This window comes from Streptomyces sp. DSM 110735, from assembly GCF_016482685.1.
In the GTDB taxonomy this organism is placed as follows: domain Bacteria; phylum Actinomycetota; class Actinomycetes; order Streptomycetales; family Streptomycetaceae; genus Streptomyces.
Genome location: NZ_JACYHF010000006.1, coordinates 66,795 through 84,303 on the forward strand (window position 1 = coordinate 66,795; position 17,509 = coordinate 84,303).

Below are 17,509 nucleotides of genomic sequence, written 5' to 3' on the forward strand. Positions count from 1 at the left end.
GAAGGATCACCCATGCGCCCCCGCCCCCTGGGTCTGGCCACCGCCGCCGGCGTCGTCCTGCTCGCCTCGGCGACGCTCTACGTCGTCCTGGACCGCTCCACCGGCTCGGCCCGCGAGGGCTCGGTGTCCGCGTCCGACCTGCTGGCCAAGGTGACGTCCTGCGAGCGGATCTCCGACGGGCTCTACCGCACCGACGAGGAGAAGCCGGCCACCGTCCCCGTCTGCGGCACCAAGGGCGCGGTCTTCTGGAAGGCGGACATGGACGTCGACTGCGACGGGCTGCGCACCGCCACGTGCAACAAGGACCGCGACCCCTGGTACCAGGACGACACCGCCTTCCACCAGTCCGACGGCAAGCCCCTGCGCGCCGACGCCCTCCCCTACATCGTGGTCCCCAGCTCCAGCGCCCTGTGGAACTACACCAAGTCCGGCGTCAAGGGCGGTGGTGTGGTCGCCGTGATCCACGACAACAAGGTCCAGTACGCCGTCGTGGGCGACACCGGTCCCTCCCGCATCATCGGCGAAGCCTCCTATGCCACCGCCGAGTCCCTCGGCATCGACCCCGACCCGGCGACGGGCGGCGCGGAATCCGGCGTGACGTACATCCTGTTCACCGGCGCCGACTCCAAGGTCACCCCCATCGAGAGCCACGAGGCGGCGGTGAAGCTGGGGGAACGGCTGGCACGGGAGTTCGTGGGGCGGGACTGAACGAGCGGCCACGCGGGGTCACTTGTGGGCGCGGAGGAAGGCGGGGACGTCCGCGCGGGTCGGGTAGTCGGGCAGCGGCGCGGGGGCGTCCCGGAGGAATGCGGTGATCACGGCGGCGGCGCGGCGGTTGTCGCCGTCCAGTCCGTTCCACAGGTGATGGCCGACGCCGGGCAGGTACTGCGTACGCCGGATGCCCGGGTCGGCGGCCAGGACGGCGGTCGCCCACTGGCGCACCTGGGCGGAACACTCGGCGATCATCAGCATGGCCGGGACGCGGGAGTGCTTCAGGCGCGGGGCGAGGGACGGTGAGTCCTTCACCGTCCGCTGCACGCGAAGACTGGCTGCGGGGCTGAAGGAGAAGTTCCGGGCGGTGTCCTCGGCGGGGATGCGGTGCGCGTCGCGGGCGCAGTAGGCGGACGCGGTGTCGCTCCCGAGGTCGGCGGCGGTGAACGCGTTGTCGCCCTCCGCCTGTCCGATCAGCCCGGTGCCGGGGGTGAGCAGCCCGAGGCGCATGAGACCGAACGCCACCGCGTACCGGGGGACGTGTGTCGAGCGGGGTCCTTTCATCGCGGGGGCGAGACCGCGTGCGGAGGGGCGCCCGCGCTGTCCTTCGATACGCGCGGTGGGACCGTCCATGGGGCCGGGCTCCGCGATGATCGCCCGGTGTATGTGGGCGGCGACCACGGGGGTGGCGAGGGCGCGGGTGAGGACGACGGCGCCGGAGGAGAAGCCGAGGACGTCGGCGTCACCCCGGGCTTGCTTCGCGTCCAAGTGGTCGAGGACGGCGGCGAGGTCGCGGACCGAGCGGGATATCGAGTACTGGTCCATGGGAAGCAGTCCGCTGCGTCCGGCGCCTGCCGGTTCGTAGGCGTACACGTCGTGCCCCTGGCTCGCCAGCAGCCGCAGGAAGCGGTGGTCGAGCAGCGAAATCCCGCGTACGGGACCGCCGTTGAGATAGACGAGCGGGACGGCGGAGCGGGGTGCGGAGCCCGTCGGCGGATAGTGGTACACCGCGACCCGGCTGCCGGTGGACAGGTCCCAGTGCCGCGTTTCCACCGAGGGCAGTGCGGGCGGATACCGGCGGGCGGTGGGCGCGGTGGGCACACAGACCGACGCGGTGAGCGCCGCCGCGAGGAGCACGGGCAGAAGCAGTGCGAGGCGAGCCGCACGAGGACGGCGCCTGCCTCGCCGGACCGCGACAGCGGCGCCGATCACCGCGGTGACGCCCCAGGCGGGGAGCCCGGAGCCCGCTCCGTCGGTGAGGACGATCAGCAGGAGAAAGGCAGCGGTCAACGCGACGACGGAGCCAACCGCTGTGGCCACGCGTGCGGTTGAGCGGACGAGGCGTAAGGCGAACACGGACATGACGGACCCCCGGAGTTTCCGAACGCTGTTTCAAAACGACGTTATCAGAGGGGCTAGGCTGCTCGGCATGGGCAGGCCGAGGACGAATGACGAGGGCGTCGCGGAACGACTGGTGGCGTGCGCGACGGAGCTGCTGGCCACGCGCTCCCGGGAGTCGGTCACGGTGCGCGTCGTGGCGGCGGACGCCGGGACCTCGACGGCGGCGGTGTACTCCCTGTTCGGCGGCAAGGACGGTCTGATCGCGGCGGTCCGCGACCGGGCGGTGGCCGGACTCTTCGCGGACCTGTCGGCGGTGCAGGGCACCGACGATCCCCTCACCGACCTGCACGCCCTCGCCGTCGCGTACCGGCGCTGGGGACACGGCCACCGTCACCTCTACACGGTGCTGTTCGGCGGGGTGCAGTCCTTCGAGCCCTCGGGGGAGGTCGGGTCCGCAGACCCGGTGGGACCGCTCGTCGCGGCGATCGAGCGCGCGCTGGCGCGGGGCGTCCTCGACGGCGACGCCACAGCCATCGCGCTCTCGCTCTGGGTGGCGCTCCACGGGCTCGTGACGCTCGAACTGGCCGGAGCGCTGGACCTGGTGGCCGCCGAGGCGGCGTTCGGGGCGGCGGTGGGGGCGACGCTTCGAGGATGGGCGACGGTCGAGACGTTTCCCGGTCTGCGCCGCACTTCTGGCTCGTGACCCGTCCCTGATCTGCCGCGTGCCCCTGACGCGGGCGAGCCCTCCGTCAGGGGTTGGACGGTCGCGCGGGTTACGCGGGGCGTACCGCCGTGTGGATCGTGCAGGCGTCCAGGACGAAGACGTCCGGGCGGTGGTGGACGCCTGCCGGGTCGGTGGGGTCCAGGAGGCGGTCGAGGGTGGTGCGGTCCTCGGGGGTGAGGTCGTCGGGGGCGGCGTCGCGCAGGCGGGTGAGGGTGGTGGCCACGTGGGCGCGGGCCTCGTCGGTCGCCGGGGCGGGCAGGTCGAGGAGGAAGCTGCGGGTGCGGGTGGGGCGCAGTCCGGCGGCGGTCAGGAGGGCGCGCCAGTCCTCGGTCTCGGAGACGGCGCCGGAGAGCCCGGCGCGCATCCGGCCGAACCACTCCTCCTCCAGCGCGGTCAGCCGGGACTGGAGTCCGGGGCGGCCGATGCCGATGTCGCGGGGCAGGAAGCGGGCGGGCAGTCCGCCTTCCAGGAGGGCCAACGTGCCGCCGGGGGCGAGGTGTTCACCGAAGGCGGTGAGCGCCGCCTGCTGATCGCCGAGGTGGTGCAGGCTGCGGCTGGCCCAGAGCAGGTCGACGGGACGGTCCAACTTCTCCAGTACGTCGGGGAGTTCACCGGCCAGGGTGCTGAACCGGTCGCCCAGACCCCGCTGTTCGGCCCGCGCCTGCGCCCGCTCCAGCAGCGGGGCGGCGCCGTCGACCGCCACCACGTGCGCCTGCGGGAACGCCTCCGCGAACAGACATGCCACGACGCCGGGTCCGCTGCCCGCGTCCACGATCAGCTCCGGCGCGGGCACCGCCTCGGCGAGCCACGCGATGGCCTGCTCGTACGCGGGGGTGTACAGCTCCGCCTGCGCCTCCAGCATGGGTCCCTGCTCGGCCCAGTCGAGGTCGGTGTGGGTGTGTCCGTGCGCCTCGTGGTGCTGGTGATGGTCGTGGTGCTGGTGGTCGTGCGCCATGGGGGGGGCCGCCTCTCGTGTCTGCCGGATGCCGGATGCCGGATGCCGGATGCCGGATGCGGTCAGCGTGCGACGGGGGGACGGGCGCGGGCCAGTTCTGTTGCCGTTACGGCAAGTGCGGGGGGACACCCGTCTCACCCCGCTTCCGGTAAGCCCGCAGCCCGAACACCGGGTCCGCCCGGCGCCGGTCCTGATCCGGGAGGCGGGACACCAGCTCCGCGAAGCGCGTCGTCTCCGGGGCGCCGGGCGGAAGCGTGCTGAACCAGCCGCGCCCGAGGTCGGTGATGGTGGTGCGGGGGCTGCGTCCCTGGCCGACGCCCACGAAGTGACCTTCGCCCGCCGGGATCAGTCCGGCCTCGACGGCGTGGGCGGTGACGGTGTCGGGGGCGTCGGCGGCGGGTGGACGGGTACGCGGGGTGAGGACGGCGTCGATGTCGCTGCCGACGTCGTGGGAGCGGGCCTTGTCGACGGTGGTGACGTAGGTCCCGCCGGGGCGCAGGACGCGCGCGACCTCCGCGAACACCGCGCGCCGGTCGGCAGGGTCGGCCAGCAGATGCAGGAGCCAGATGCTGGTGACCGCGTCGAAGGTGGCGTCCGGAAAGGGGAGTTGGCGGCAGTCGGCGCACAGGATCGCGCCGGGGACCAGGGCGGCGGAGCGGTGGACCATCGCGCGGGCGCGGTCCATGCCGGTCACCCTGAGGTCCGGGCGGGCGGCAGCCAGGCGCCGGGTGACCGTGCCGGTGCCGCAGCCGAGGTCCAGCAGGCGCCCGGCGCGGGCGGGGATCAGGGCGAGGACGGCCTCGGCGGCGGCGTCCGCGCGGGCCTCGCCGCCCCGGGAGGCGTCGTAACTGGCGGCTTCCTTCTCGTAGTCGAGCACGCGGCCAGTGTGGGGTCAGCCGGATGGCCATGTCCTGCTATTTGTAAAGGAGTTGACAGATCGTCAGCTATGCGTTCCCGATCTTTCTTACCCTCGGAAACGTGTGCGGGAGCCCGGCTCGTGACAGACTGGCGGCACGACGTCGGCACGCAGGGGAGGGGCGGGCGTGAGTGAGCGGCGGGCCGCGCCCACCGTGGGCCAAGTGGTCCTGGGCAAGCGGTTGCAGGAGCTGCGCGAGGCGGCCGGTCTCGGCCGGGACGCGGCCGCGCGGGTCCTCCATGTGAACGCCGCGACCGTACGGCGCATGGAGACGGCCGAAGTCGCCCTGAAGATCCCTTACGTACAGGCGCTGTTGGCCGCGTACGGCGTGAGCGGCGACGAGGCAGGCGCGTTCGTGCGGCTGGCCGAGGAGGCCAACCGACCGGACTGGTGGCAGCGGTTCCACGACGTGCTGCCGGAGTGGTTCAGCCTCTACGTCAGCCTGGAGGGCGCCGCCCGCCTCATCCGCTCCTACGAACCCCACTTCGTCCCGGGCCTGTTGCAGACCGAGGCGTACGCGCGGGCGGTGCTGGAGGCGGGGACCATCGGGCAGCACGAACCCGGGTCGGTGGAGCGGCACGTCGCCCTGCGCATGGAACGGCAGCATCTTTTGGAGCGCGAGGACCCGCCGCACCTGTGGATCGTGATGGACGAGACGGTCCTGCGCCGCCCGGTGAGCACCCGCTCCGAGGTCATGCGCGACCAGTTGGACAAGCTCCTCGAGTACGCCGAGCGGGACCGGATCACCCTCCAGCTCGCCGAGTTCACCGCGGGTCCGCACCCCGGGACGTACGCGCCGTTCACCCTCTTCCGCTTCCCTCAGCGGGAGTTGCCCGACATGGTCTTCACGGAATACCTCACCGGCGCGCTGTACCTGGACTCCCGCGAGGAAGTGGCCACGCACCTGGAGGTGCTGGACCACATGACGGCGCGGGCGGCATCCGCCCAGCGCACGCAGAAGCTGCTGCGCGAGTTCCGCGAGAGCCTGTAGACACCCGGGACAAGCACGATGGCGGTGCCCCCGGCCGGAGCCCGGAGCACCGCCATCGAAACCGGGTCAGGCCAGCTCGGCCGTCAGCGTGATCGGCACGCCGGTCAGTGCCTGGCTGACCGGGCAGTTCTTCTTGGCGCCCTCGGCGGCCTCGGTGAAGCCCTGCTCGTCCAGACCGGGGACCTCGCCGCGGACGGTGAGGTGGATGCCGGTGATGCCCTCGCCGGGCTGGAAGGTGACGTCGGCCTTGGTCTCCAGGCGGGTGGGCGGGTTGCCGGCGCCGGTCAGGCCGTGGGAGAGCGCCATGGAGAAGCAGCTCGAGTGGGCGGCGGCGATCAGCTCCTCGGGGCTGGTGCGGCCGTTCGGCTGCTCGGCGCGCGACGGCCACGAGACCGGCTGGGAGCCGATGCCGGAGGAGTCGAAGGTGACGGTGCCGTTGCCCGTCAGGAGTTCGCCCTCCCAGACGGTGTGTGCGGTGCGCGTGGTGGCCACGGTGGTTCCTTTCGCATGTGATCCCGTTTCCGGGCTCTGTGTCACCCATCCGATCACATTCGGCGGCGCGGTGGGGTGAGGACCCGTCCGGGTTCAGGCGGCGCGCCGGTCGCCGTCGGTGTCGAGCGGCACCTCGGGACCGCTCAACTCCCCCAGCCAGCGCCGCAGTACGGCGTGCACGTCCTCGGCGCCCACAAGCTCGCCGCCCGGTGCGGACAATGCCAGCGGGGAGAGCAGGAAGGGGCGGGACTGGGCGCCGCCGAGTCCGCCGTGGGAGCCGATCTGCTCCTCGAAGGCGAGGACTTCGCCGGTCTCGGGGTCGTAGCTGGAGTTGACCATGACGTCGGCGGTGTGCGGGAAGGCGTGCGTGCGGCGCACCGCCTCCGCCGCGCCGGGTCCGAAGGGGGCGAGCGGGCCGGGGTGTTCGTCGAGGTCGGCGAGCGGGATCTCGGTGCCCGCGGGACCGAGCACCACCCCGCCGTGTTCCTCGCTGCGCACCAGCAGGAAGCCGACGCCGGGGTGGTTGGCGAGGGTGGCGAGCAGGGCGGGGTGACGGAGGTCGATCTCCTCCTTGGTCAGCCGGTGCGGCATGTCCGGGAAGGAGATCAGACCGAGGTTGCCGGAGGCGAGGACGACCGGTTCGAGGCGGCGGGCGGGGCGCGGCGGCGCCTCGTCGGGCTCGTCGGGGCGGCCGAGGGCGGCGCGTACGGCGGCGCGCGCCTCGGCGCCGCTGTGGGTGTGCTCGGCGCGGCGCGGCACGGGCAGTCCGCAGCCCGCGCGGACGAGGTCGGCGAGGGTGAGGCCGTAGCGGGTGCGGAAGGTCTCGCCGGGGCTCTGCCCGTGGTCGGAGAGGATGACCAGGTGGTAGGGGCGGGGCGCGTGTTCGGCGGCGGTCTCGATGAGGGCGACGGAGCGGTCGAGGCGGCGCAGCACCTGCTCCACGTCCCGGCTGTGCGGTCCGGAGTGGTGGGCGACCTCGTCGTACGCCACGAGGTCGGCGTAGACGACGCTGCGCCCGGCGAGCAGGTCGCCCATGACGGCGGCGACCACGACGTCCCGTTCGACGACGGTGGCGAAGGCGCGGATGAAGGGGTAGAGACCGCCCCGGCCGACCCGGGGGCGTTCTTGGCGCAGCCGGGCGTGCACGGACTGGCCGATCTCGCGGCCGACCTCGGCGGCGAAGGACAGGGCGGTGCGCACGGCGTTGGCGGGGTCGCTGAAGTAGGCGAAGTACCCGGCGCGGGAACGGTTCTCCCGGCCCCGGCGGCGGGTCGCGATGGACAGCACGAGCGCCTGTTCCCCGGCGCCGCCGCTGAACAGGTTGCCCCGGCTGGCGCCGTCCACGGCGAGCAGTCCGCGCTCGCCGGTGCGGATCATGGCGCGGCGCTGCAGCTCGGCGGCGGAGGTGGGCCGGTTGCAGACCATGACCTCGCCGCGCTCCTTCTCGTACCAGCGGAAGGCGGGCACGTCGAAGGTGCTGCCGTGCAGGATGCCGAGCTGGCTGGCGCCGGTCTGGCTGGACCAGTCGGTGCGCCAGGGGGTGAGCCGGTGGGTGGGCGCCGTGCCGTCGGCGCCGGTCAGGAGGCGGGCGAGGGTCGGCAGGTGTCCGGTGCGGACGGCGGCGGTGAGCACGTCGTGGCCCACGCCGTCGAGCTGGACGCAGACCAGTCCGGGTCCCGTCGCGCAGGGCGGGCTGCCCCGGCGGCGGCGGTCGGCCAGGCGCAGCAGCCGGCGCCGGTAGGCGTCGTCGTCGCGCACGGCGAGGGCGCCGCCGGTCGCGGAGGCGACGGCGGACATCACGGCGGCGACGATGACGGCGGTCTCGGGCGCTGCCTCGCCCTGCCCGGTGGGGCTCAGGCGCAGCGCGAGCAGCAGCAGGGAGCCGTTGAGCGCGAAGACGAGGAGCCCGAGGAAGAGGGCGGGCACGAGCAGCAGCAGCCGTACCAGGAGTGGCCAGACGAGGGCGGAGAGCAGACCGAAGGCGCCCGCGCCCCACGCCGCGGTGATCGCGATCCGGGTGGCGCTGTCGCCGTCGGCGGACTGCAGCCGGAAGTCGGGCAGCAGCGCGGCGAGCGCGAGCATGGTGAGCGTGGAGACCGCCCACACCGTGACGCTCCGCCCCAACTGACCGGCGGTCCGCCGCCACCGTACGCCCCGCACGCCCCGCGCACCTCGCCTCCCGGCCCGTACGGCACCGGGCACCGCTCCACCTTGCCACACCGGGGCGCGGAGCCCGGGTGATCCGGATCACCGGGCGATATCGGACGCCGGGCTTCCGTTCGACGGGGCGCCGGGCTGCCCGTTCAGGCGCCGTCGTATCCGGCGGTCGGCATCGAGAGCCTGCGGTGCACCCGTGCCTTCATCGCCGCGTCGTACGCCGGTTCCGCGCTGCCGACGGTCTCCACGCGCACTCCGCGCCTGGCGCACTCGGCGGTGAACTCCTCCACCGAGGACAGGGCGCGTTCGAGGACGCGTCTGCTGGGGGCGACGAAGACGTCCACGCCGGAGCGCACGCCGTCCCACAGCGCGCCGTGGTCGAAGCGCAGTCCGCCGACGAGGAGTTCCCTCGTGACGACGAAGCCCTGCTCGGCCGCCCAGCGGGCACACATGGCGTGCTGGCTGCGGGAGTCGACCAGGAACGGGTCCTCCTCCAGCTCCTCCAGTGGAGTCAGGCTGGCGATGGCGGTGACCCGCACCGGTGCGATCCCGTCGGCGGCACCCCGTAACGGTCTCATGGCGTCCCCTCACCTCCGGGTTCGCCGCAGACCCTACCGCTGCCCGTAGGCTTCAGGGGAGTCGTGCGAAGGAGGTGCGGGGGTGCCGGTGGAGGTCACCTGGTGGGGACATGCGACCTGTGCGATCCGGGATTCGGACACACGGGTGCTCACCGATCCCCTGTTCGCCGTGCGCCTCGCGCATCTGCGCCGCCGCCGGGGCGCGTTGCCTCCGGCGCGCACCCGGCGCGCGGATCTGGCGCTGGTGTCCCATCTGCACTCCGATCATCTGCATCTGCCGTCGCTTTCCGAACTGGAGCCCGGTACGCGGCTGCTGGTGCCCCGGGGCGCGCCGCGCGCGGTGCCGGGGCTGCGTCGGCTGCGCGGGCTCGACCTCACCGAGGTCGAGCCCGGGGACGTGGTCCACGTCGGACCCCTGCGGGTCCGGGTGGTCTCCGCCCGGCACGACGGACGGCGGCTGCCGTTCGGTCCGCACCGCTCCCCCGCGCTCGGCTACGTGGTCGAGGGCGAGGCGCGGACCTACTTCGCCGGGGACACCGGTCTGTTCGACTCCATGGCGGAGGAGGTCGGTCCGGTGGACATGGCGCTGCTGCCGGTGGGCGGCTGGGGTCCGTTCCTCGGCGAGGGGCATCTGGACGCGGGACGGGCGGCGCGCGCGCTGGCCGGACTCGGGCCGCGCTGCGCGGTGCCGGTGCACTACGGCACGTACTGGCCGATCGGCATGGACGCGGTCCGCCCGCACGAATTCCACGCGCCCGGCGACGAGTTCGCGCGCCTGGCGGCGGAGATCGCGCCCGGGGTCGCGGTGCACCGGCTCGGGCACGGCGAGAGCGTACGGCTGGAGGTCGCCCGGTGAGATGCCCGCCGGGCGTGACGCTGCTGGCGGCGGCCGTCCCTCAGGTCGTACCGCCCGAGTCCACCCAACAGGCTCTCGGCTACCCGTCGTTGTTCCTGCTCGTGCTCATCGGGGCACTGGTGCCGGTGGTGCCGACGGGGGCGCTGGTCAGCTCGGCGGCGGTGGTCGCCTTCCATCAAACGGCGCCGTACTCACTGGCGTTGGTCTTCGTGACGGCATCCCTCGCCGCCTTCCTGGGGGACGCGGCGCTGTACTGGCTGGGGCTGCGCGGGCTGCGCTCGCAGAGCGGCTCGCGCTGGCTGGAGGCGATACGCGACCGGGCGCCGGAGGACAAACTCACCGGCGCCCAGGAGAAGTTGGCGGACCACGGGGTCGCGGTGCTGGTGCTCTCCCGGCTGGTCCCGGCGGGTCGGATACCCGTGATGCTCGCCTGTCTGCTGGCGAAGTGGCCGCTTCGGCGCTTCGCCCGGGGGAATCTGCCCGCCTGCCTGGCGTGGGCGGTGACGTACCAACTGATCGGCATCCTCGGAGGTTCGCTGTTCCCCGAGCCCTGGGAGGGCGTGGTGGCGGCGGTCGCGCTGACGGTGCTGGTCAGCGCGGTGCCGGGGGTGGTACGGCGGTTGCGGGGGCGGGTCAGGGGGAGCTGAGGGGGCTTCTCGTGCGGCGCGCGCGGGCGCGGGGTCAGTCCAGTACCCGTGAGGCGCCGATCGGCAGGTCCCACAGGTCCTCGCGGTCGAACCCCGCCTTCTCCCAGGCGGCACGCACCCGGGTGAGCGGTTCCAGGACCGGTTCCGCCGACAGGACGAAGGTGCCCCAGTGCATCGGCGCCATCCGCCGGGCACCGAGATCCTCGACCGCCTGGACGGCTTCCTCGGGGTCGCAGTGCACGTCGCTGAGCCACCAGCGCGGGTCGTAGGCGCCGATCGGCATCAGGGCCAGGTCGATACCGGGGTAGCGGCGGCCGATACGGCTGAACCAGTGCCCGTATCCGGTGTCCCCGGCGAAGTAGACGCGCTGTCCGTCGGGCGCGGTGAGCACCCAGCCGCCCCACAGGCTGTGACAGGTGTCGGTGAGGGTGCGCTTGGACCAGTGGTGCGCGGGCACGAAGTCGAAGCGGACGCCGTCGAGTTCGGCGCCCTCCCACCAGTCCAGCTCGGTGACGCGGGTGAACCGCCTTCTGCGGAACCAGCCTCCGAGCGCGGCGGGCACGAACATCGGTGTGTCACGCGGGAGTCGGCGCAGGGTGGGGGCGTCCAGGTGGTCGTAGTGGTTGTGGCTGATGACCACCGCGTCCACCGGGGGCAGCGCCTCCCAGGGGACGCCGACCGGGGTGACGCGGGCGGGCGTGCCGAGGATGCGGCGCGACCACACCGGGTCGGTGAGCACGGTCAGACCGCCCACCTGGACGACCCAACTGGCGTGCCCCGCCCAGGAGGCGGCGACGGCACCGGTGCCGACACGGGGCAACGGACCCGGTTCGTAGGGGAGTCGGGGAATGTCGACCAGACCCTCGGGGTCGGGGCGTATGGCGCCCTCGCGGGCGAAGCGGGCCATCGCCTTCAGACCGGGCAGCGGCGCGGTGAGCCGGTCGTGGAACGTGCGCGGCCACACCCGGCGCTCGCCGAGCGGGCGGGGCTCGGCGAGCGGTGGAAACCCGGGCGGGGGCGGGGACTTGGGCACCCCGGTCACGGGGAGGGCGGTGGTCGTGGCGGCGGTCGCGCTGGTCGCTTCGGGGGTCGTGGCGGTGGACCCGGGCTCGTGCGTCTGTTGCGTCATCGAGGATGCTCCCATCGCTGAGCGTCGTCACGGAGATCGTCGAAAACCGACCCCAAGGACATCAACGCGCGTTGCACATGCGGCAGTTCCGTCGGTGTGGGTGAGGTGAGGCTTTCGGTGCGTTCCGCGTCGGTCGCGCCCGTCAGGGAGCCGGTGGCGAGCCGTACCCGCAGCGCGCCGAGGTCGTCGCCGAAGCGGTGACCGCCCGGGGCCGGCATCGGGAGCCGGGCGGTGAGGTGTTCCTCCAGTTCCTGGGCGTCGCCGACGCCCCGCGCGGCGAGTGCCTCGCGCAGGGGTCCGAGGTCGGCGTACAACTGGCGTCCCGCCTGCGGCGGGCGGGCGAGCGCGCCGCCCGCGACGACCGTGTCCCGCACGGCGGCGGCCAGACGCGCGTGCAGGCGTACGGCTGCCTCGCGGCGGGTGGTGACGGGCTCGGGCTCGTCGAGCGCGTAGCGCGCCGCCTCCGCCACGGGCGCGGCGACATGGGCGCCGAGCGCGGTGAGCGCGTCGAGCACCCGCGCGTGCAGCCACTCCCCCGCCGGACCGGCAGGGAAGCGGGCGACGGCAGCGGGCCAGCCGGTGGGGAGCAGGGCACCGGCGAGGTCGCTGACGACGGTCACCCGGTCGGGCAGCATCTCGGCGGGGCTGAGCAGCACGGTCTCGTGCGGGGCGTGCAGGGTGTCGCGCCAGGTCTCGTCGCTGACCAGGTGCAGCCCCTCTGCTGCGGCCGCCTCGACCGTCTCGTACAGCGGCTCGGGCGGGGTGACGGTGCCGGTCGGGTCGTCCGCGACGGACAGCACGAGCAGCCGGGGGTCGCCGCCCTCGGCGCGTACCCGGCGGACGGTCTCCAGCAGGGCGTACGAGTCCGGTACGCCCCCGCTCTCGGGCGGCACCGGCACATGGAAGACGCGTCTGCCGAGCAGCCGGGCGCAGGGCTCCCACCAGGCGGCGTGCGGGCGCGGTACGAGCACGTCGCCGCCGTCGGCGGCGAGCGCGGCGGTGATCGCGAGCAGCAGCGGGGGCGCGCCGGGGGCGGCTGCCACCTGGTCGGGGACGGTGGGTAGCGCGCGGCGGGTCCAGTAGCCGCAGGCGGCTTCCAGGAGACCGGGGGCGCCCCCTACGGGCTGCGCCGGGGCGCGGTCGGCGGCGGCGAGACGGGCGGCGAGTTCCGGCAGCACCGGCAGACCGTCGCCGGGCAGGGACGGGCCGTAGCGGACGGGGCCGTGGCCCTCGGTCTCCGTCGGTCGCATCGTCGCCTCCGCGCGCTGGGTGGTGTGCCGTAACCGCTCACTCGCCTGGTGCCGTGTGACCCGTGTGCCGGTAGTGCCCTCGGTGTGGTGTGTACCCGGCGATCGCCCCGGCATGGCTGCCGGTTCGGGTTGCCCTGGTCACAGCGGGGCGTCAGACGTCGGAGGAGCGCCGTCGTCCGCGGGGCGGATACGTCGCGCCGATCCGGTGCAGGGCGGCGGCGCACGCGGCGGCGATCAGCGCGGCGCCCGCTGCCAGCAGGGGGATGGAGCCGCCGAAGGATCCGCCGGTCCCGGCGTCGACGCCGTGCTGGACGGTGGGCGGGGGGTCGCCCTGGTCGTGGCCGGTGCCGGTGCCGGTGTCTGGGCGGTCTCCGGTGCCGTTGCCGTTGCCGGTGTCTGGGCGGTCCCCGCTGCCGGTGCCGCCGTCGGGGCGGTCGCCGGTGTCGCCGCTGTCCCGTCCCGGGGTCTGACCGGTGCCGGGGGCTGCCTTGCCGGGTGCCGGGGAGCGCGTCTCACCGGTTCCGGGCGCCTGGGAGCGGCTCGCATCGGTTCCGGGCGCCTGGGAGCGCCCCGCACCGGCACCGCTGCCGGTCCCCGAGTCCGCGTCCGGGGTGTCCCGGGCCCGCTCCGGCACTCCGGGCGCGACCTGCTGGTCCGGAGCGTCCCCCGCGTCCCCCGCACCCGGCGTGTCCCCCGCGTCGGACACCGCACCGCAGTCCCCGCCCCCGGCGTCGTCGTCAGGGATGTCCCCCGGAACGTCCGCGGGGATCTCCGCGCGCGGCACGGCAGGGGTGTCGCAAGCGGCGGCGGCAGGCGCACCCGCTCCCCAGCCGGAGGCGAAAGCCGTGGTCGGACCGGTTATGACGAGCACGGTGGCGGCCGTGAGGGCGCGGGCGGTGCGGTGCATGGGGAGGGCTCCTCGGCAGGGCGGCGACGACGGCCGACGCCTGTCGGCAACCGGTACCGCGCCGGTCGTCGGCCCGTCTGCGGGACACGGCTCTCGTGCCCTCGCCTGCCATCACAGCCCGCCGCGCGCCGCGCCGCGCGCGGCCGGACCCATTCGCGGGACGCGACCGCCCGTGTGGGTGACCCCGGCGGTCCGGAAGGGGTGCTCCTCAGCTCCCGGGCGTCCCCGGCGCGGCCGTCTCGCCGCAGCCCCGCTCGCGTGCGCCCTCGCGGGTGCGCCCCGCGCTGACCAGGCGGCGCGGGTTGCGGCGCAGGTACTCGCCCTCCAACTGGGCCATGCGTTCATTGTGGGCGCGCAGCGCGTCGTTCGAGCCGTACAGGAGCGTGTCGTGGCGTGTGCGGTGGATGGTCTCCAGCTCCTTCATGAGCTGCTGATCGTCCAGCCGGCTGGGGTCGACTCCGGTCATGGTGGTACCCCGCTCGTCGTGTCCGCGTTCCCTGCGACCACTGTACGAACATCCGGACCCGGCGGCCTCCGCGCCCGGAGCGCGATTCAGCGGGCGCGCTCCACCCGGCGTTCGTCCCACACGGGCTCCGGGGTCTCCCGGACCCGGCCGTCGGTGCCGAAGACCAGGAAGCGGTCGAAGGAGCGGGCGAACCAGCGGTCGTGGGTGACCGCGAGGACGGTGCCCTCGAACGCCTCCAGACCCTCCTGGAGCGCCTCGGCGGACTCCAGGTCGAGGTTGTCGGTGGGCTCGTCGAGCAGCAGGGCGGTGACTCCGGCGAGTTCGAGCAGGAGGATCTGGAAACGGGCCTGCTGGCCGCCGGAGAGCCGGTCGAAGGGCTGCTCGGCCTGCGCGGTCAGCTCGTAGCGCCGCAGCCGGGACATCGCCGCGCCCCGGTCCTGGGCGTGCTCCTTCCAGAGGATGTCGAGGAGCGGGCGCCCTTGCAGCTCGGGGTGGGCGTGGGTCTGCGCGAAGTGTCCGGGCACGACGCGGGCGCCGAGCCTGAAGGCGCCGGTGTGCGCCACGTCCTCGCCCGCGAGCAGGCGCAGGAAGTGGGACTTGCCCGAGCCGTTGGAGCCGAGCACCGCGACGCGTTCGCCGTAGAATACCTCCAGGTCGAACGGGCGCATCAGACCGGTGAGTTCGAGTCCCTCGCAGGTCACGGCGCGCACGCCCGTGCGGCCGCCGCGCAGCCGCATGGTGATGTTCTGCTCACGCGGCGGCTCCGGCGGCGGTCCCGCCTCCTCGAACTTGCGCAGCCGGGTCTGCGCCGCCGCGTACCGCGACGCCATCTCATGGCTGACGGCGGCGGCTTGGCGGAGGTTGAGGACCAACTTCTTGAGCTGGGCGTGCTTCTCGTCCCAGCGGCGGCGCAACTCCTCGAAGCGGGCGAAGCGTTCCCGCCGCGCCTCGTGATAGGTGGCGAAGCCGTCGCCGTGCACCCAGGCGTCGGCCCCGGCGGGTCCCGGCTCGACGGAGACGATCTTCTCGGCGGCGCGGGCGAGGAGTTCGCGGTCGTGGGAGACGAACAGGACCGTCTTGCGGGTCTCCTTGAGCTGCTGCTCCAGCCAGCGCTTGCCGGGCACGTCGAGGTAGTTGTCCGGCTCGTCGAGCAGCAGCACCTCGTCGGGTCCGCGCAGCAGCGCCTCCAGGACGAGCCGCTTCTGCTCACCGCCGGACAGGGTGCGCACCAGCCGCCACTGCGCCTGGTCGTACGGCACCCCGAGCGCGGCCATGGTGCACATGTCCCACATGGTCTCGGACTCGTACCCGCGCACCTCGGCCCAGTCGGCGAGCGCCTGCGCGTAGGCGAGCTGGGCGGCCTCGTCGTCCACGGTCATGATCGCGTGCTCGGCCGTGTCCACCGCCTTCGCCGCCGCGCGGATGCCGGGCGGGGCGACGGAGACCAGCAGGTCGCGCACGGTCGTCTCGTCCCGTACGGAGCCGACGAACTGGCGCATCACGCCGAGCCCGCCGCCGACGGTGACGGTGCCGCCGTGCGGCTTCAGCTCACCGGAGATCAGCCGCAGCAGGGTGGTCTTGCCCGCGCCGTTGGGACCGACCAGGGCCACGACGGCGCCCTCGCCGACCCGGAAGGAGACGTCGCCGAGCAGCGTCCTCCCGTCGGGGAGGTGGTACTCGAGATGCGCGGCTTCCAGGTGTCCCATGCGGCGCATTCTCCGCTGGCACGAGCGGAGCGGGCAAACCCGTTTCCCGTGGTCGCCCGCGGGCCGGAACCCCCGACGGCCCACATCCCGCACAAGGAAGCCCCGCTTCGGGGTAGTCGGACGCCATGAGCCCTGATGTCGACCTGACCGCCGTCCCCGCCCCCGGCCGCTCGGTGCTGCGGCGGCTGCTCGCCGCCGACGCCCGGCTGTTCGAGGTGGCCGCCGAACGGAACTGGCCCGGCGCCGAGCGCGTCCTGCCCAAGCTGAGCCGCAGCGCGAACCACGGGGTGCTGTGGTTCGCCGCTGCCGCCGCCATCGCCGCGACCCGCACCCCGCGTGCCCGCCGGGCGGCGGTGCGCGGCATGGCCTCGCTCGGTCTTGCGTCGCTGACCATCAACACCCTCGGCAAGCGCTCGGTGCGCAGGCCGCGCCCGGTGATCGCGCCGGTGCCGGTGGCACGGCGGCTGAAGCGGCAGCCGATCACCACGTCCTTCCCCTCCGGTCACGCCGCCTCGGCCGCCGCCTTCGCGACCGGTGTCGCGCTGGAGTCCCCGGCCTGGGGCGCCGCGGTGGCGCCGATCGCGTTCTCGGTGGCGATGTCCCGGGTCTACACGGGCGTCCATTTCCCCAGTGACGTCCTGGCCGGTGCGGCGCTCGGAGTGGGCGCCGCCTTCGCCGTCCGGGGTCTGGTGCAGACCCGCGCGCAGGCGCGGCCCGCCGCCCGCCCGGCCGTCGACGCCCCGGCGCTGCCGGAGGGCGAGGGTCTGGTGATGGTGGCCAACGAGGCTTCGGGTACCGCCGACCGGGTGAACGTGCTGCGTACGGCGCTTCCGGCCGCCGAGATCGTGGAGTGCGCGCCGGAGGACGTGGTCGCCGAGCTGGAGAAGGCGGCGACGCGGGCCCGGGTGCTCGGGGTGTGCGGCGGCGACGGCACGGTGAACGCGGCGGCGGGCATCGCCCTGCGGCGCGGGCTGCCCCTCGCGGTGCTGCCCGGCGGCACCCTCAACCACTTCGCCTACGACCTCGGCGTGGAGGACGAGCGGGATCTGGCCGACGCGCTGCGCGAGGGCGAGGCGGTCCGGGTGGACGTGGGCCGCTTCACCACCGAGACCGGCTCGGGCGTCTTCCTCAACACCCTCAGCCTCGGCGTCTACCCCGAGCTGGTGCGCGAGCGGGAGCACTGGTCGCCCCGGATCGGCGGCTGGGCAGCCGGGGTGCTGGCGGCGCTGCGGGTGCTGCGCGCGGACTGCCATCCGCTGGAGGTGGAGGCGGCCGGCAAGCGCCGGGCGCTGTGGATGCTGTTCGTCGGCAACGGCGTCTACCACCGCCGGGGGCTCGGGGCGGGGCGCCGTACGGATCTGTCGGACGGGCGCCTCGACGTGCGCGTGGTGAACGGCAGTGGCCACCCGGCGCTGCGGCTGCTCGCGGCGGCGGTCGCGGGTCCGCTCACCCGCTCCCCCTCGCACGCCGCCGTCCAGCTCGGCAGGCTGCGCCTCTCGGGCATCGCACCCGGCACCCCGCTGGCCTACGACGGCGAGGTGACCCCGGTCGGCGGCCGGATGACCCTTGAGGTGCTGCCCGGGGCGCTGACGGTCTACAGCCCCGGCGCCAAGGTGAGTTGACGCATCGTCAGTCCGTATGGCGAAACACGGGTCTCACCATGCGGCGTCCGGGCGTAGCGTT

Annotated in this window: 17 protein-coding genes; 6 read left to right on the forward strand and 11 right to left on the reverse strand. The window is 74.1% G+C overall.

Going from position 1 to position 17,509, the window contains the following annotated elements; genetic code table 11:
- The first annotated feature begins 12 nt into the window (after positions 1 to 12).
- Positions 13 to 708, forward strand: coding sequence for a glycoside hydrolase family 75 protein (locus IF655_RS11965; RefSeq protein WP_199584415.1), 696 nt, complete (start codon positions 13 to 15; stop codon positions 706 to 708).
- Positions 709 to 726: 18 nt separating this feature from the next.
- Here IF655_RS11965 and IF655_RS11970 read toward each other — a convergent pair whose 3' ends face one another.
- Positions 727 to 2,001, reverse strand: a complete 1,275-nt coding sequence (locus IF655_RS11970) for an alpha/beta hydrolase (RefSeq protein WP_242488693.1) — start codon at positions 1,999 to 2,001, stop codon at positions 727 to 729.
- Positions 2,002 to 2,140: 139 nt separating this feature from the next.
- Here IF655_RS11970 and IF655_RS11975 point away from each other — a divergent pair, with 139 nt between their 5' ends.
- Positions 2,141 to 2,755 (forward strand): TetR/AcrR family transcriptional regulator, encoded by a 615-nt coding sequence (locus IF655_RS11975; protein WP_199584419.1) that lies wholly within the window; start codon positions 2,141 to 2,143, stop codon positions 2,753 to 2,755.
- A 70-nt stretch (positions 2,756 to 2,825) separates the two neighbouring features.
- Here IF655_RS11975 and IF655_RS11980 read toward each other — a convergent pair whose 3' ends face one another.
- Positions 2,826 to 3,731, reverse strand: a complete 906-nt coding sequence (locus IF655_RS11980; protein WP_199584421.1) for a trans-aconitate 2-methyltransferase — start codon at positions 3,729 to 3,731, stop codon at positions 2,826 to 2,828.
- 106 nt (positions 3,732 to 3,837) lie between these two features.
- On the reverse strand, positions 3,838 to 4,608 hold the full coding sequence (locus IF655_RS11985; protein ID WP_199584423.1) for a class I SAM-dependent methyltransferase: 771 nt from the start codon (positions 4,606 to 4,608) through the stop codon (positions 3,838 to 3,840).
- 166 nt (positions 4,609 to 4,774) lie between these two features.
- On the opposite strand from IF655_RS11985, the gene IF655_RS11990 reads away from it, so the two are divergent.
- Positions 4,775 to 5,638 (forward strand): helix-turn-helix transcriptional regulator, encoded by an 864-nt coding sequence (locus IF655_RS11990; RefSeq protein ID WP_199584425.1) that lies wholly within the window; start codon positions 4,775 to 4,777, stop codon positions 5,636 to 5,638.
- 66 nt (positions 5,639 to 5,704) lie between these two features.
- Here the strand turns inward: IF655_RS11990 and IF655_RS11995 are convergent, their stop codons facing one another.
- From IF655_RS11995 to IF655_RS12005, 3 genes are all read right to left on the reverse strand, one after another.
- Entirely contained in the window at positions 5,705 to 6,130 is a 426-nt protein-coding gene (locus tag IF655_RS11995; protein WP_199584427.1) for an OsmC family protein, read from the reverse strand.
- Positions 6,131 to 6,223: 93 nt separating this feature from the next.
- The gene (locus IF655_RS12000; RefSeq protein ID WP_199584429.1) at positions 6,224 to 8,290 is read right to left on the reverse strand and encodes a phage holin family protein; all 2,067 of its coding nucleotides are present in this window, start codon (positions 8,288 to 8,290) and stop codon (positions 6,224 to 6,226) included.
- A gap of 143 nt (positions 8,291 to 8,433) precedes the next feature.
- Positions 8,434 to 8,835, reverse strand: coding sequence for a hypothetical protein (locus tag IF655_RS12005; RefSeq protein WP_199584904.1), 402 nt, complete (start codon positions 8,833 to 8,835; stop codon positions 8,434 to 8,436).
- Between the two features lie 112 nt (positions 8,836 to 8,947).
- Here IF655_RS12005 and IF655_RS12010 point away from each other — a divergent pair, with 112 nt between their 5' ends.
- Positions 8,948 to 9,721: an MBL fold metallo-hydrolase gene (locus IF655_RS12010; protein WP_199584431.1), complete on the forward strand. Its 774-nt coding sequence runs from the start codon at positions 8,948 to 8,950 to the stop codon at positions 9,719 to 9,721.
- Positions 9,722 to 9,735: 14 nt separating this feature from the next.
- On the forward strand, positions 9,736 to 10,368 hold the full coding sequence (locus tag IF655_RS12015; protein WP_199584905.1) for a DedA family protein: 633 nt from the start codon (positions 9,736 to 9,738) through the stop codon (positions 10,366 to 10,368).
- Positions 10,369 to 10,402: 34 nt separating this feature from the next.
- Here the strand turns inward: IF655_RS12015 and IF655_RS12020 are convergent, their stop codons facing one another.
- From IF655_RS12020 to IF655_RS12040, 5 genes are all read right to left on the reverse strand, one after another.
- Positions 10,403 to 11,497 carry an MBL fold metallo-hydrolase gene (locus tag IF655_RS12020; RefSeq protein ID WP_199584433.1) on the reverse strand — a complete coding sequence of 365 codons (1,095 nt, stop codon included), beginning with the start codon at positions 11,495 to 11,497 and terminating at the stop codon, positions 10,403 to 10,405.
- The gene (locus tag IF655_RS12025; RefSeq protein ID WP_199584435.1) at positions 11,494 to 12,747 is read right to left on the reverse strand and encodes an aminotransferase class I/II-fold pyridoxal phosphate-dependent enzyme; all 1,254 of its coding nucleotides are present in this window, start codon (positions 12,745 to 12,747) and stop codon (positions 11,494 to 11,496) included. Before IF655_RS12025 ends, IF655_RS12020 begins: the two co-directional genes overlap by 4 nt.
- Before the next feature lie 151 nt (positions 12,748 to 12,898).
- The gene (locus tag IF655_RS12030; protein WP_199584437.1) at positions 12,899 to 13,654 is read right to left on the reverse strand and encodes a hypothetical protein; all 756 of its coding nucleotides are present in this window, start codon (positions 13,652 to 13,654) and stop codon (positions 12,899 to 12,901) included.
- A gap of 208 nt (positions 13,655 to 13,862) precedes the next feature.
- The gene (locus IF655_RS12035) at positions 13,863 to 14,120 is read right to left on the reverse strand and encodes a DUF6158 family protein (protein ID WP_199584438.1); all 258 of its coding nucleotides are present in this window, start codon (positions 14,118 to 14,120) and stop codon (positions 13,863 to 13,865) included.
- Between the two features lie 86 nt (positions 14,121 to 14,206).
- Positions 14,207 to 15,826: an ATP-binding cassette domain-containing protein gene (locus tag IF655_RS12040; RefSeq protein ID WP_199584440.1), complete on the reverse strand. Its 1,620-nt coding sequence runs from the start codon at positions 15,824 to 15,826 to the stop codon at positions 14,207 to 14,209.
- Between the two features lie 125 nt (positions 15,827 to 15,951).
- Between IF655_RS12040 and IF655_RS12045 the strand changes: the two genes are divergently transcribed.
- A complete protein-coding gene (locus IF655_RS12045; RefSeq protein ID WP_199584446.1) occupies positions 15,952 to 17,448 on the forward strand; it encodes a bifunctional phosphatase PAP2/diacylglycerol kinase family protein in 1,497 nt (498 codons plus the stop codon).
- The last annotated feature ends 61 nt before the right edge of the window (positions 17,449 to 17,509 follow it).